This is a genomic window from Enterococcus sp. AZ080 (assembly GCF_051714945.1).
Classification (GTDB): Bacteria; Bacillota; Bacilli; order Lactobacillales; family Enterococcaceae; genus Enterococcus_B; species Enterococcus_B pernyi.
In genome coordinates this window covers 2757301-2772385 of record NZ_JBIOSV010000001.1, presented here as the reverse complement: position 1 = coordinate 2772385, position 15085 = coordinate 2757301, and the positions used below count along the sequence as shown (strand labels likewise).

Annotated in this window: 14 protein-coding genes and 1 riboswitch; of the genes, 13 read left to right on the top strand and 1 reads right to left on the bottom strand. The window is 40.6% G+C overall.

Features of this window, described 5'->3' with window-relative positions; translation table 11 throughout:
• The first annotated feature begins 1 nt into the window (after position 1).
• Together IGK01_RS13150 and thiT are read left to right on the top strand one after the other, a co-directional pair.
• Positions 2-970, top strand: coding sequence for a ribose-phosphate diphosphokinase (locus IGK01_RS13150; RefSeq protein WP_019722356.1), 969 nt, complete (start codon positions 2-4; stop codon positions 968-970).
• Positions 971-993: 23 nt separating this feature from the next.
• Positions 994-1096, top strand: a riboswitch (TPP riboswitch).
• An 83-nt stretch (positions 1097-1179) separates the two neighbouring features.
• Positions 1180-1764 (top strand): energy-coupled thiamine transporter ThiT, encoded by a 585-nt coding sequence (gene thiT, locus IGK01_RS13145; RefSeq protein WP_023520509.1) that lies wholly within the window; start codon positions 1180-1182, stop codon positions 1762-1764.
• 54 nt (positions 1765-1818) lie between these two features.
• On the opposite strand, the gene IGK01_RS13140 is transcribed toward thiT, so the two are convergent.
• Positions 1819-2595: a hypothetical protein gene (locus tag IGK01_RS13140; protein WP_010734092.1), complete on the bottom strand. Its 777-nt coding sequence runs from the start codon at positions 2593-2595 to the stop codon at positions 1819-1821.
• A gap of 232 nt (positions 2596-2827) precedes the next feature.
• Here IGK01_RS13140 and IGK01_RS13135 point away from each other — a divergent pair, with 232 nt between their 5' ends.
• The 11 genes from IGK01_RS13135 to pknB all read left to right on the top strand — a co-directional run bounded on the left by IGK01_RS13135 (position 2828) and on the right by pknB (position 14995).
• The gene (locus IGK01_RS13135; RefSeq protein ID WP_409173942.1) at positions 2828-4486 is read left to right on the top strand and encodes a patatin-like phospholipase family protein; all 1659 of its coding nucleotides are present in this window, start codon (positions 2828-2830) and stop codon (positions 4484-4486) included.
• A gap of 2 nt (positions 4487-4488) precedes the next feature.
• A complete protein-coding gene (locus tag IGK01_RS13130) occupies positions 4489-4707 on the top strand; it encodes a YdbC family protein (protein WP_019722353.1) in 219 nt (72 codons plus the stop codon).
• Between the two features lie 18 nt (positions 4708-4725).
• Positions 4726-5616 carry a YicC/YloC family endoribonuclease gene (locus IGK01_RS13125; protein WP_010734095.1) on the top strand — a complete coding sequence of 297 codons (891 nt, stop codon included), beginning with the start codon at positions 4726-4728 and terminating at the stop codon, positions 5614-5616.
• Positions 5617-5873: 257 nt separating this feature from the next.
• Positions 5874-6488, top strand: a complete 615-nt coding sequence (gene gmk / locus IGK01_RS13120; protein ID WP_153830575.1) for a guanylate kinase — start codon at positions 5874-5876, stop codon at positions 6486-6488.
• A 4-nt stretch (positions 6489-6492) separates the two neighbouring features.
• Positions 6493-6798, top strand: coding sequence for a DNA-directed RNA polymerase subunit omega (gene rpoZ, locus IGK01_RS13115; protein WP_010734097.1), 306 nt, complete (start codon positions 6493-6495; stop codon positions 6796-6798).
• 190 nt (positions 6799-6988) lie between these two features.
• Complete coding sequence (priA, locus tag IGK01_RS13110) at positions 6989-9397, top strand: primosomal protein N' (RefSeq protein WP_023520505.1); 2409 nt, start codon at positions 6989-6991, stop codon at positions 9395-9397.
• Positions 9398-9410: 13 nt separating this feature from the next.
• Positions 9411-9902, top strand: coding sequence for a peptide deformylase (gene def / locus IGK01_RS13105; protein ID WP_019722350.1), 492 nt, complete (start codon positions 9411-9413; stop codon positions 9900-9902).
• On the top strand, positions 9895-10839 hold the full coding sequence (gene fmt, locus IGK01_RS13100) for a methionyl-tRNA formyltransferase (RefSeq protein ID WP_010734100.1): 945 nt from the start codon (positions 9895-9897) through the stop codon (positions 10837-10839). Before def ends, fmt begins: the two co-directional genes overlap by 8 nt.
• Positions 10839-12197 (top strand): 16S rRNA (cytosine(967)-C(5))-methyltransferase RsmB, encoded by a 1359-nt coding sequence (gene rsmB / locus IGK01_RS13095; RefSeq protein WP_153830576.1) that lies wholly within the window; start codon positions 10839-10841, stop codon positions 12195-12197. Before fmt ends, rsmB begins: the two co-directional genes overlap by 1 nt.
• 12 nt (positions 12198-12209) lie before the next feature.
• Positions 12210-12950: a Stp1/IreP family PP2C-type Ser/Thr phosphatase gene (locus tag IGK01_RS13090; RefSeq protein WP_010734102.1), complete on the top strand. Its 741-nt coding sequence runs from the start codon at positions 12210-12212 to the stop codon at positions 12948-12950.
• Positions 12947-14995 (top strand): Stk1 family PASTA domain-containing Ser/Thr kinase, encoded by a 2049-nt coding sequence (pknB, locus tag IGK01_RS13085; RefSeq protein WP_010734103.1) that lies wholly within the window; start codon positions 12947-12949, stop codon positions 14993-14995. Before IGK01_RS13090 ends, pknB begins: the two co-directional genes overlap by 4 nt.
• Positions 14996-15085 lie beyond the last annotated feature (90 nt).

Here is a 15085-nt window from a genome sequence, read left to right as displayed (position 1 = left end):
CATGTCCAAACATTACTTTGATCCAAGATTAAAAATATTTGCATTAAACTCAAATCGTCCATTGGCAGAAAAAATTGCTGCAGCTGTTGGGGTTGAATTAGGAAAATCATCGGTCACTCAATTTAGTGATGGTGAGATCCAAGTCAATATCGAAGAAAGTATCCGTGGTTCACACGTATACGTTATTCAATCAACAAGTAGTCCGGTAAATGATAACCTGATGGAACTGTTGATCATGATCGATGCATTGAAGCGTGCAAGTGCCAAAACGATCAACGTTGTAATGCCGTATTACGGCTACGCACGTCAAGACCGTAAAGCGCGCGCGCGTGAACCAATCACTGCAAAATTAGTGGCAAATATGATCCAAAAAGCTGGAGCAACAAGAATGTTGACACTTGACTTGCACGCAGTCCAAATCCAAGGTTTCTTTGATATTCCGGTCGACCATTTGATGGGCGCACCACTGATTGCGAATTACTTCTTAGAAAAAGGGATTCAAGGCGATGATGTTGTCGTTGTTTCACCTGACCATGGTGGTGTTACTCGTGCACGTAAATTGGCTGAATTTTTAAAAGCACCAATTGCAATCATCGATAAACGCCGTCCAAAAGCAAACGTGGCAGAAGTGATGAATATCATTGGTCAAGTAGAAGGCAAAACGTGTGTCTTGATCGATGACATGATCGATACAGCTGGAACGATCACATTGGCTGCTAATGCCTTGAAAGAAGCTGGAGCAGTGAGCGTTTATGCTTCATGTACACATCCTGTGTTGTCAGGACCTGCTTTACAAAGAATCGAAGACTCTGCAATCGAGCGCTTAGTTGTAACGGATTCAATCTATTTGCCAGAAGATCGCAAAATTGATAAGATTGACGAAGTAAGCGTTGGTGGCTTGATGGGTGACGCAATCAAACGTATCCATGAAAACAAACCAGTTAGTCCTTTATTTGAAACAAAAAGATAAAGGAAAATAAAAACTAAATAATTACAATCACAAAGGGGAGTCCATTTTGGGCTGAGACTGAATATATTCTAAACCCTTCGTACCTGTTTCGGTTATGCGAGCGTAGGAATTGTGAATGAATAGCTAGTGTGAAAGCACGAAGCTGTTTGTAAAAAAACAAACTTGCTTCCTCCTTTGTGATGTCCAATTATAAAGGAGGAAGCTTTTTTATGAATAAGAATCATCGTGTCTGGATCGAGGGAACGATCGTCGCAGCATTATCTTTAGTGTTGTCGATGATTCCTCTACAAATAGGTAGTAGTTTTGAAATCTCACTCGGGCAAATCCCTTTAACTTTATTTGCCTTGAGAAGGGGTTGGAAAGCTGGTATGGGATCGGCTTTTCTATGGGGAATCCTTCATTTTCCCATGGGGACTGTCTATTACTTGAGTGTCATCCAAGTGTTGATCGAGTATCCGATCGCGTTTACGTTTGCTGGCGTTGCAGGAATTTTTTCGCAAAGAATGCAACAGAGTTATCTGCAAGGCAATCGTAAGAAAATGGCCTCAACGATTATTTTAGCGACATTCGTTGGTGTGACTGCCAGATATTTCTGGCATTTTGTCGCTGGGGTTGCTTTTTGGGGGAGTTTCGCACTATGGGGAATGAATCCATGGTTGTTCTCTTTAGTCATGAATGGCGCTAGTGGGTTAGCTACGGGGATTGTAACAACTATTGTCCTATTAGGTATTGAACAGACCGTTCCTTCTTTATTTGTAGCCGAAGGGTTGCAGGTACGTAAAAGTAAAAATTAAAAAAAAGCGTAAAGGCAGCTGACCTTTACGCTTTTTTAGTGGAGTTGACTGTCATTATACAAATGTGTTATAGACAAAATCAGAAACGTTGCCGTCTAGTTGCCAACGTTGTTGAGTGGCATGATAGACGAGAACAGCTACCGGTTTTTCTTCCAAGTAACGTGTTCCTTTTAATTTCCAAACGTAATCTTCAATGACATAAATCGGGATCTCATACTTGTCATCGACCAAACCTGCTTGATCAAACGAAAAAATGATTCCTTCTTGCATCAAATTACGCATCTTTTTCAGTATCTCCACACTGATTTTTTCAACAGGGATCTCTTTTCGAAAGAATGATTTTTTTTCGTTGATTTTTCCCGCCAAGATCGTGCTTAACTTGTTGGCAAAAATCCGATAAAATTCATCTAAATAACGATAATAGGTTCTACCTAGATGATCGCTCAAATCAAAATAAACAAAGTTATTTTGTAATTTATAGAAAAAAGGTGAATGGAGATGTGTTTTCATATGACCAAAATAAAGCAACTCTGAGATTTCTAAAGGGCTTAATTCTTTTAACATCGTCAAATCCGTAAAATCGATCCATTTAAGATCCGTACTGTTGTTACGGCTGCGAACGGTTTGGAAAAATCTTTGGATATTCTCAGTTCCACGAATGACCTTCAAGCCTGTGTGTGATTCATATTCTCCAGCAGATGCGGAAGGGTCCAACAAAAGTAGATTTTGAGGAAAATGCACGATGCTATTTGAAAAATCATTGATAGTCAGCCCTTTGGTCAAAACGGCGTTACTAGTTGTATCGATATGTACATATACTGAATCACTCATCATGCTCCTCCTCCCCTGTATCTCATCCCTTTCATTTTACAACATTTACTGAAAAAAAGCTTGTTTCTTTTATTTTAAAATTCGATTACAAAGCAACTTTTTTTTATGAATAAACGATGAACATAGAGTAAAAATTTATATATATATAACACTGTTATCAGATGACTATTCACCCCCACCCTTTTTTTCTGATTACTGATATAATAAAAGAAAAAGAGAATCCGAGGTGTCTATGAAAGTTCAAAAAGTCTATTGGTCGGAACGTTATCAGCAGAATCGAGTGCAGCAAGCAAAACAACTTTTTAGTTTTTTTACTACACATCAAGAAAGCCGGCAACATTTTTGGCAACAGGCAAAAAAACAACAGGCATGGAAGATCGTATCGAAAAGGCTGAACATTTACTTTACTGCAGAAATAACGAATGAAAAATTGATCTATACCAACGTGTTGATTGAAGAAGAATATTGGCAGTGGTCCGATATTTTCCTATTGCTAGAAAGTACGGTTCGTTATTTTTTCAAAAAATACGGACTCGTCCGCTTTGATCATTCAATCTCACCGAACATGATCGACCTTTTCCACCAAAGTGGTTATTTGGGAACGCAATCGTTTGAGAAGGAAATATCCTATCATACCGGTCTTGTCTTAGGCGGAGGAGGGGCTCATGGTGCTTATCAAATAGGTGTTTGGAAAGCATTGAAAGAAGAAAATCTAGAGATTTCACTCGTTACTGGTACTTCTGTAGGTGCGCTAAATGGGGCTTTGGTCGTTCAGGATCAACTGCCACAAGCCATTGACTTGTGGCAGGAACTGTCAACCAATCAAGTATTGGCTTTACCAGAGGTTGCCTTATCAGAAGATTTGAGGCAACGTTATATCCAAGAAGCCAGCTTGATGACACGTCGTGCAGTAGTCGAAGGAGGAACCTCGATTGCACCGTTGGAAGCATTACTAGAGCAGTACCTAGATGCGGAAAAAATCCAATGTACAGAAAAACCGCAACTCTATACAATCGCAACTAAAATCCCAGAATTTCAAGAAACAGTTACAAGGATCCAAGCATTAGCACCAACAGAAATCGCCGATTGGGTCCTCGCCTCTGCTTCTTTTTATCCTGCCATGGCTTATCGTCAGATTGACGGATCAAAATATGTTGATGGGGGCTATCGAAATAACGTGCCAGTAGATGTTGCTATCCAACAAGGTGCAACCGAAGTCTTGATTGTCGATGTCCAAGGACCTGGGGTGACAAAAAAATACAAGGAACCTGATGCTTTGGTGACCTGGAAATGTTGTTCAAACTGGTCTTTAGGTGGTTTCTTAGTTTTTGAGCGACAAAGAAACCAATTGAATATCCAATTAGGTTATTTAGAGGCTAAAAAATGTTTAGGGATCTATCAAGGAAACTGGTATACGTTTGAAACAGCAAAGCCAGCTGAACGTTATTGGCGACGTTTCTTACGTTTCTTAGTCGAAACACTTGATTTAGACGTATCCTTTTTTTACAAAGAAAAATTCTGGCGGGACTTGCGTAATGTATATAAAGACAGGGTCACAAGTGAAACATGCGGATTGGCGATGCTTGAGCTACTAGCGAAACAAAAATTGATCTTACCGAATAAAGTGTATACCGTCGAAGAAATATTACCGCTCATTTGCCAAGAAAGTAAAATTGATGAAGCATTTTTAAAAAAGGTTGGACAATTAAATGCCAGCGAATGGTTGAAGTTTCGAAAACTGGAACGAAATGCTAAAATACACGTAATGAAGGAACACGCGATCTATCAATACGTGAAAGAAAAAAAGAGTGATCGCTTACAACGACAACTCAATGCAGATACAGTAGAAACTTTGATGTATCTCTATCTTTATCATCTAAAGGAGGAATAAAAATGGCACAAGAATTCTCATATGAGATCGTAGAAGAAATTGCAGTTTTATCTGAAAACAATAAGGGATGGCGCAAAGAATTGAACTTAGTGAGTTGGAATGGCAGACCACCAAAATTTGACTTGCGGGATTGGGCACCGGACCATGAAAAAATGGGTAAGGGACTAACATTAACGAACGAAGAGTTTGAAGAGTTACAAAAAGCAATTAAAAATATGTAAAAGAAAGGACTCTGTCGCATGAAGAGCATGACTGGCTTTGGCAATGCCATCCGCGAAAAAAAGAACTATCAACTTGAAATCGAGATCAAAAGCGTCAATCAACGGTTTTTAGATATCCAGATACGTAGCCCTAAAGTATTAGGCTTTGTTGAGAATGAATTGAGACAATTGATCAAAACGAAGTTAAGTCGAGGACGTGTCGATGTCTTTATTAATTTAACATACTTAGGTGAACAAGATAAAAAAGTGACGATCAATTGGCAACTGATCGATACGCTCTATACACAGATGACTACCGGTATTAAAGAAAGGTATGGCGAAGCGAACGCATTGTCGATCGGTAAACTGATCGAACGTTTTGCACTAAACGAAGAGTTTGTGACAATTGCTGAAGCAACGGAAGAGGATCAAGAATTACTTGCACAATTAGCGAAAGAAACGATGCAAACAGCACTTCGTTCAATCGAAGAAAGTCGGAGTATAGAAGGCCAAGCCATGGCGAACGTGTTACTTCAACAAACCGCAGAATTAAAACAAAATATTGCTGGATTAGCTAACTTTGTCGAGATTTATGAGCAAGAATTTCAGACGAGATACCAAGAAAAATTAGAAGCTTTTCTTGGTGCAGAAGTTGAGCGAGATCGTTTATTGACCGAAATAGCGATTCTTTTAGAGCGTGGCGATATCCATGAAGAAATCGACCGTTTAATCATCCATACGCAGAAATTGGAAGAGTTACTTGAAGCAGATTACCCCATCGGTAGAGAACTAGATTTCCTTTTACAAGAGATGAATCGCGAAATCAATACGATCGGCTCAAAATCAAGCGCGATCGAAATCAAAAACCATGTCGTTCAGTCTAAAACGATTTTAGAAAAAATACGTGAGCAAATCCAAAATATTGAATAAGTGTCCAGCCTGTCTAATTGATGACCTATCCGTTAGGCAGGCTTATTTCCGAAGAGGTTACTCCTGTTCCCGCCGTTTATTCATTTTTTAGGTATCCAACAAAAGTAATTTTTACTTTTGTCTCGGACTCTTTAGTGGGAAGTAGACTAGCTTTTTCTAGGTTTTCTAGCTATAATAAAAAAATAGCCTTGAAAGTTGCAAGAAAAAAGTGCAAAATAAGCAATAGTATAAAAAAGACTAGTTGAAAGGACGTCGTCATGTCAGAGCGTGGATTATTAATCGTGTTGTCTGGTCCATCCGGTGTGGGAAAAGGCACAGTGCGAAAAGCAATTTTTGAGAGTGAGGATAATGATTTCCAATATTCGATTTCGATGACGACACGCAAGATGCGTGAAGGAGAAGTTGAAGGAGTCGACTACTATTTCCGAAGCCACGAAGAATTTGAACAAATGATCGCTAAAGGCGAAATGTTGGAATATGCAGAATATGTCGGGAATTATTATGGTACACCACTATCGTATGTCAACAAAACCTTAGACGAAGGAAAAGACGTTTTTCTTGAAATTGAAGTCCAAGGTGCACAACAAGTAAAAGAAAAAGTACCTGACGGCGTATTTATTTTCCTGACGCCCCCAGATTTAGCAGAATTGAAATCACGAATCGTTGGGCGTGGGACAGATGCAGATGAAGTAATCGAAGAACGAATGAAAGTCGCTAAGGAAGAAATCGAGATGATGGCACTGTATGACTATGCTGTTGTCAATGATGAAGTTCCATTAGCGGTCAACCGAATCAAAGATATTATTGCAAGTGAACATTTCCGTGTCGATCGTGTCATCGGAAAATATATCAAAATGTTAAAGGAGATGTAGTCTTATGATGTTAAAACCTTCAATCGACTCATTATTAGATCGCGTGAACTCAAAATATTCTCTAGTGATCTTAGCAAGTAAACGTGCACATGAATTAGACGCAAAAGCACAACCAACAATGGATTCATTTGATTCTGTCAAAAGCGTTGGACAAGCTTTAGAAGAAATCGAAGCAGGAAATGTGATCAGTGATCCACATCCTGAATTAAAACGTGAACGTCTACGTATGGAAGACGAAGAACGTCGTGCGCAAAAAGACCGTGCACAACAAGAATTAGAGTCTCGTATCCGTGACGAGCAAAAACTATAAAATCAATTCACTATTCAGCTTATGGATAGCAAAAGATTTGAGCTTGGGAAATGTTCCTAGGCTCTTTTTTTTCCTGCGTTAATTTTTTGTTAGGATTTGGCAGAAAGTAAGACAAAACAAGGAATCTCTAGTAAAATAGGCAAGAGCCATTTTGTGTTTAAAACCAAGATGAAGAAAGGAGAAGGAGTCCATGACTGTTATTGCGGATGTGATTGTCGATGTACCAACGATGCAAACCGACCAAGCATTCACCTACTTGGTTCCTTCTGAAATGGAAGCGGCTATCCAAGTCGGTATGCGTGTAGCGATACCATTTGGAAACGGCAATCGCCAAGTCCAAGGCTTTGTGATGGCGTTGACAGCCAACGAACAACCTATAAAAAAAGAATTAAAGCCAATCCTTCAATTACTTGACCTGGCACCTGTTGTCAATCAAGAGTTGATGAGGTTAGCCGACTATATGAAAACCATTACGTATGCTTTTAAAATCACCTGTTTACAAACGATGCTACCAAGTGTCATGAAAGCAGAATACGATAAGCTCATTTACCCAGTGACCGATGAACCAGAAGTCGTTGCATTTTTCGCAGGTAGACAAGAGATTTCTTGGAAGGAAGCGGAAGAAACTGGGATCTTACCGCAATTGATCCGTTGGCGTAAAAACAAGCTAGTTGATATCCGTTACGAAGTCCATACAAAAAACAAAGTGAAAACGATCCGTGTCGTTCACTCTCTTTTGTCAAAAGGACAACTCGATGAAGCTTGGGGCACCTTGAGGCAAAATGCGAAAAAACAAAAAGAATTACTTCTTTATTTGTCAGAAATGGAAAAACCAATGCCTATTGCTTATTTCAAAGAAAAAGGAGTCAGTTCTGCCGTATTGAATCAAGGTAGAGATAAAGGTTGGTTGCGTATCGAAGAAGTCGAAAGTTATCGTGACCCTTATAAAGATCGGGTATTTGAACGAACGACTGCCTTACAATTGAATGAAGAACAACAATCGGCGGTTCAGCAGATCATTGAAGCCTGTCATCAGGAAAAGAATGAAACCTTTTTACTTGAAGGAATTACTGGTAGTGGGAAAACGGAAGTCTACCTTCAAGCCATTGCTGATGTCTTGGCAGAGAAGAAGACAGCAATCATGTTGGTTCCTGAAATCGCATTGACCCCTCAGATGGTCGAACGTTTTAAAGGGCGCTTTGGAGAATCCGTCGCAGTTTTACATAGTGGCTTATCTCAAGGTGAGAAATATGATGAATGGCGTAAAATCGAGCGCAATGAAGCGCAGGTCGTCGTCGGTGCACGTTCAGCGATCTTTGCCCCACTAGAGAACATTGGGTTGATCATCATTGATGAAGAGCATGAATCGAGCTATAAACAAGATGAAACCCCGCGTTACCATGCCAGAGATTTAGCTATATGGCGTGGGAATTACCATCATTGCCCGATCGTTTTGGGGAGCGCGACACCTTCCCTCGAATCAAGAGCCCGTGCACAAAAAGGGGTCTATCGCATGTTGCATTTGAGTCAGCGTGCGAAAATGAGTGCGCAATTACCTGAGATCGAAGTCGTTGATATGCGTGAAGAATTCGAAAAGAATCAGACATCGACGTTCTCTCAATTATTACAAGAAAAAATCCAAGATCGATTAGAGAAAAAAGAACAGACAGTTCTTCTATTGAATCGACGAGGGTATTCTTCCTTTGTGATGTGCCGAGATTGTGGCTTTGTCTTGCCTTGCCCAAATTGCGATATCTCATTGACTCTCCATATGGATTCTCGCTCGATGCGTTGCCATTATTGTGGACATGAAGAAGCGATCCCGCATCGTTGTCCAAATTGTGGGGAAAACAAGATCCGGTATTATGGAACGGGAACACAAAAAGTGGAAGAAGAGTTAAAAGCACTGTATCCTCAAGCAAGAATCTTGCGGATGGATGTGGATACCACCAGAAAAAAAGGCGCGCATGAACGAATCTTACAAAAATTTGGGGACAAACAAGCGGATATTCTACTAGGAACGCAGATGATCGCAAAAGGGTTAGATTTTCCTGATGTGACCTTAGTCGGCGTTCTAAATGCAGACACTTCGTTGAACCTGCCAGATTTTCGTTCTAGTGAACATACCTTCCAATTATTGACACAAGTCTCCGGAAGGGCAGGAAGAGCCGAAAAAGCTGGGGAAGTCGTGATCCAAACATTTAATCCGAATCACTATGCGGTAACTTTAGCAAAGGAACAAAATTATGAACGCTTTTATCAACAAGAAATGAATGTACGCCATCGTGGAGGCTATCCGCCTTATTACTTCACTGTGAAAATCACGACGAGTCATCCAGAAGAACAAGTCGCAGCCAAAAAAATCTTTCAGATCGCCAGTCAATTAAAACAAGTATTAGGAACGAACAGCCTTCTGTTAGGTCCGGTACCTAGCACCGTTTTACGTGTGAAAAATCGCTATTACTATCAGCTGATCATCAAATATAAACATGAACCAGAACTGCCTAACGTCCTGAAAGAAATTTTGGATCAAAGTCAAAAAGAACAGCGACAAAATCTATTTGTTGCGATCGACAACGAGCCGCTACATTTTATTTAAGAAAGGAAACACTATGCGTTATCCAATAATGATCCACCCAAATAAAAAATTGAATCGAAAAGCCCAACCAATCGATATGATCACTGATGAGACTATCGTCTTGTTAGATAACTTGTATGAAACAATGGTGGCAAATGACGGCGTCGGCATCGCCGCGCCGCAAGTCGGCAAAAATCAACGGATCGCTATTGTTGAAGTCGATGAAGGGGATAAATTTGAACTCATCAATCCTGAGATCATCGAGGCAAAAGGAGAAAGTATCGATGTGGAAGGTTGCTTAAGTATTCCGCATGTCTACGGTACAGTCAAACGTGCAGATGAAGTAACAGTTCGATATTATGATCGTGACGGAGAGGAAATCGAAGTTACCGCGTTTGGCTATCTTGCACGTGCCTTTCAACATGAGATCGATCACTTAGATGGGATTTTATTTATCGATAAAATGATCGAACAAATCCCCGAAGAAAAACTCGAAGAATACATGGAGGAACATTTAGATGACTAAAATCGTATTTATGGGAACCCCAGCATTTTCAGTTCCTGTACTAGAAGGGCTGATCGACCAAGGGTATGAGATCGTCGCTGTCGTGACACAACCTGATCGACCAGTGGGAAGAAAAAAAATCATTACCCCAACACCTGTGAAAGTGGCGGCTTTGAAGCACGATCTTCTTGTGCTACAGCCAGAAAAAATCACGGGTTCTCCAGAAATGCAAACAATCATTGATTTGCAACCAGATGTGCTGGTAACAGCAGCGTTTGGTCAATTCTTACCGGAGAAACTATTGCAAGTTCCAACACATGGAGCAATCAATGTTCATGCCTCTTTGTTGCCAAAATATCGTGGGGGTGCACCAGTCCATTATTCCATTATCAACGGGGAAAAAGAGACAGGTGTAACGATTATGGAGATGATCAAGAAAATGGATGCGGGCGGTATTTTCTCACAAGCAAGCCTACCAATCACTAAACAAGATGATGTCGGTACGATGTTTGAAAAACTTAGTCTATTAGGCAAAGAGTTATTGCTAGAAACACTACCAAAGATCATTTCTGGCGAATTGACGCCTACGCCTCAAAATGAGGACCAAGCAACGTTTTCACCGAATATCACACGTGAACAAGAAGCAATCAATTGGGAAAAAACAGCAGAAGAAATCGACTGCCAAGTTCGTGGCATGCGTCCATGGCCCATTGCTTTTACAACCTATGAAGGAACACGCTGGAAGCTTTGGGCAGTAGATGTGTTGGCAGATGAAACGACATCTGAAACACCAGGAACTATCATCCATAAAGATAAAAAACAATTATGGGTAGCTTGTGGGGAACAGACGGTATTATCGATCAAAGAACTACAACCTGCCGGTAAAGCAAAACAACTAATACAAGAATTCCTAAATGGCAGTGGACAACAAGTCGCTGTAGGACAGCAGGTGAAATAATGGCGAAAATACCAAAAAAAATGAAACGTTCGGTTCGCTTTATGGCGTTGATGACATTAGAGCGTGTCAACAAAGGTGGAGCATACTCCAATCTATTGTTGAATGAGATGATCAACCAAGGCGACCTTAACCAAAAAGATATCGGTCTGTTTACAGAACTAGTGTATGGAACGATCAGTCGCCATCGTTTGATTACATTTTATGTTGCGCCATTGATTGCAAATGCAAAAAAAGTGGATGACTGGGTCAAAACTTTGCTGTATTTGTCTGTCTATCAACTCGAATTTTTAGATAAAGTACCTGATCATGCAATTTTGAATGAAGCAGTAGAAATTGCAAAAATCAAAGGTAACCCCGGCACAGGGAAATTTGTGAATGGTGTATTAAGAAATTATTTACGTCAAGGAAAACCTGATCTGGAAACTATCACAGATGAAGTCGAACGTTTAGCCGTTAAATTAAGTCTGCCGAATTGGCTGACACAGCGCTTAATTGACCAAATCGGCTACGAGGAAACAGAAAGGTTAGGTCTTTCATTGTATCAACCAAGTCATGTGAGTGGCCGTATTGATACCCGTAAACTTTCGCGTGAACAAGCACTGGATCAATTGAAAGAAGAAGGACTAGATGTAAAAGCAAGTCCAATAAGCCCATATGGTGTGATTGCTGAAAAGGGCAGACTCGCCTCTACGACACTTTTTCACGATGGCTTGATGACGATCCAAGATGAAAGCTCGATGCTTGTTGCACCAGCGATGCAGATTGAGCCAGAACATCATGTACTAGATGCCTGCGCTGCCCCTGGTGGCAAAACGACCCATATCGCCACGTTCCTTGATCCAACTTGTGGAGGAGAAGTCGTGGCTCTAGATGTCCATGACCACAAAGTAAAACTAGTGGAAGAGAACGCTCGCCGTTTAGGAGTTGCCAACGCAGTGTTCGCACAAAAAATGGATGCACGTGAAGTCAAAGAACAGTTTGAAGCAGAACAATTTGACCGTATTTTAGTAGATGCTCCATGTTCCGGTTTTGGCTTGTTACGCCGAAAACCAGATATTCGTTATAAAAATAATGAAAAAGAATTAGCCAATTTACCGGCTATCCAACTAGCTATTTTGGAAAGTGTGGCTACGGCTCTTAAACCTTCAGGAATATTGACCTACAGTACTTGTACGATTTTGAAAGAAGAGAATCAAGAAGTTGTTTCAGCGTTTTTACAACGACATCCTGATTTTGAGAAGATTGATGTTTTAGTTGATCCTGTGCTACAATCATCAATCAAGGATAAGATGTTGACGTTGTATCCACATCAATCTTATACAGATGGCTTTTTCATTTGTTGTTTGCGCAAAAAGTAATGAGGTGAAAGTATGCAGATTGAATATCAATCAGATGTAGGAAGAAGACGTAATACGAATCAAGATTATGTCAGTGTATTTGAAAACCAAGTCGGTCTCACGCTGGCGGTTTTAGCAGATGGCATGGGTGGGCACCGCGCAGGCGATATTGCTAGTCAAATGGCCGTCACAAATTTAGGGAAAGCCTGGGAAGAGCAAGCGTTACTTGATGACGAAAAAATCGCGCAGTGGTTTATCCAAGCGATCCAAGAAGAAAACCGCGCGATTCATCAATTAGGACAAGAACAGCTTGAATATAACGGAATGGGAACAACGATCGTAGCAGCTGCCCTATCAGAGGAACGTTTCACGATTGCCAATGTTGGCGATAGTCGTGCGTATTTGCTTCGCGATAATCGGATCATTCGCTTGACGGAAGACCATTCTTTAGTAAATGAATTAGTCAAATCTGGTGAAATCAGCGAAGAAATGGCCGTCAATCATCCACGTAAGAATATCTTGACTCGATCTGTCGGCATGCCAGGATCATTAGAAGTCGATGTTGCAACGTATCTTTGGCAACTCCAAGATCGTTTGCTTCTATGTTCGGATGGTTTGACGAATATGCTGTCAGAAGAAACGATCGGTACGATCATCAATCAAGAAGGATCATTATCAGAAAAAGTAACGCAATTAGTGGATCAAGCAAATGAAGCTGGCGGAGCAGATAATATCAGCGTTCTTCTTATTGAATACAAGGAGGATGTTGCATGATTGAGCCAGGAAGAAAATTAAATGGTCGTTACCAAATTACCGGTAACATCGGTAGTGGCGGTATGGCAAATGTCTTTTTAGCCCATGACTTGATTTTAGATCGAGATGTTGCAATCAAAGTCCTACGCTTTGATTTCCAAAATGACCAAACGGCGATCCGTCGTTTTCAACGAGAAGCATTAGCGGCAACCGAATTAGTTCATCCAAATATCGTCAGTGTTTATGATGTCGGTGAAGAAGATAACATGCAGTACTTAGTTATGGAATATGTAAAGGGAATGGATTTAAAACGTTATATCCAAACGCACTATCCGATTCCTTATGAAACAGCAGTAAACATCATGCAACAAATCTTGTCTGCGATTTCTTTAGCACATAGCCATCAAATCATCCACCGAGATCTAAAACCACAAAATGTCTTGATCGATAATGAAGGTGTTGTGAAAATCACCGATTTTGGTATTGCGATTGCTTTATCGGAAACATCGATCACCCAAACGAATACGATGCTTGGTTCGGTTCACTACCTTTCACCAGAACAAGCAAGAGGTAGTATGGCGACAAAACAATCAGATATCTATGCGTTAGGGATCATTTTATATGAAATGCTGACAGGAAGCGTTCCTTTTGATGGGGAATCAGCTGTCACCATTGCACTGAAACATTTTCAGGATGATTTGCCTTCAATCAAAGAGTTAGATCCAGGGGCACCTCAGTCATTGGAGAATGTTGTCTTGAAAGCAACAGCCAAAGAACCTGTCGACCGGTATAAAACGGCAGAAGAAATGGCAGATGACCTAGCAACGGTGTTGTCGTTAGAACGAGCAAACGAAGAAAAATGGCAACCCCAGGCGATGGACAACGAAACAAGAGTATTGACACCACTGACGGCAGAAACACCGATGCCAGATTCCTTTAAGTCAATGCCTCTTCCCGAAGAGAAACCAGCGGAAGAATTACCAGATCCCGAAGAAACAATGCCAGATGTAAAGACTAAAAAAAGAAAAAAATGGTGGATCATTTTGCTGGTCTTGCTTGCTTTGTTAGGAATTGGGACAGCGATTTTATTTGCTTCAGGTGGACGAGGAGAAGTAACGGTTCCCGATGTTTCGGGTCAATCCGAAGCTTCAGCAAGAGAAGCTTTGACACAAGCAAAATTAAAGGTAGCAACGAACACTGAAGAAATTGCTGACGATACGATTGAGAAAGGAAATGTGGTCAAAACAGATCCAGCCTCAGGAACAACAGTGAAACAAAATCGTGAAGTCACGCTTTATATCAGTACAGGTAAGAAGAAAATCCAACTCGATGATTTTACGGGTATGTCTTACGATGAAGCGCGCAAGCAGCTACTGGATTTAGGTTTCTCTTCAAGTAGAATCAAAAAAGAAGAAGAATTTAGTGATGAGGTCACTAGTGGAAATATCATCTCGCAATCAGAAGATGAAGGAACAGAAGTCGATCCCACATCAGATACGATTACTTTTACTGTTAGTAAAGGAAGTCAGCCGACGATGAGCGATTACACCGGACAAAACTATGAAACAGTTCTTAGTATTTTGAGAACGAATGGCTATACGAATATCAGTGCAACGAATGATTATAGTGATACGGTCCCAGCCGGTGCAATCATCAGTCAGTCACCAAGTTTTGGGGAACCATTGACGGATGCGACATTTATTAGTTTCGTGGTGAGTCAAGGACCAGATGCGAAGACACTGAATGACATTTCTGGTTATACGAAAAGTGATGCGCAAAGTTACTTATCTGGTATCGGTGCCGACTACATTGGTCATGAAACGTATGAGTTTTCAGATACAGTAGAAAAAGACAAAGTGATCCGTACAGATCCAGGAGTAGGTGCATCAATCACATCAGGAACGATCGTCAATGTGATTTACTCAAAAGGACCAGACCCAGCGAAAGCATCATCAAGTTCTGAAAAAGATTCTTCCAGCAGTTCTTCTAGCAGTTCAAGCAGTAGTTCAAGTTCCGAAACAACTAGTAGTAGTACCACCACACCGTCCTCGACGGATAGTGACTAGTAGACAGAATTAAAAGAACTAAAACGATAATGAAAAAAATAGATCTGAGAATTCAAAATGTCGGCGGCATTTGAGGAAATTCTTAGGTCT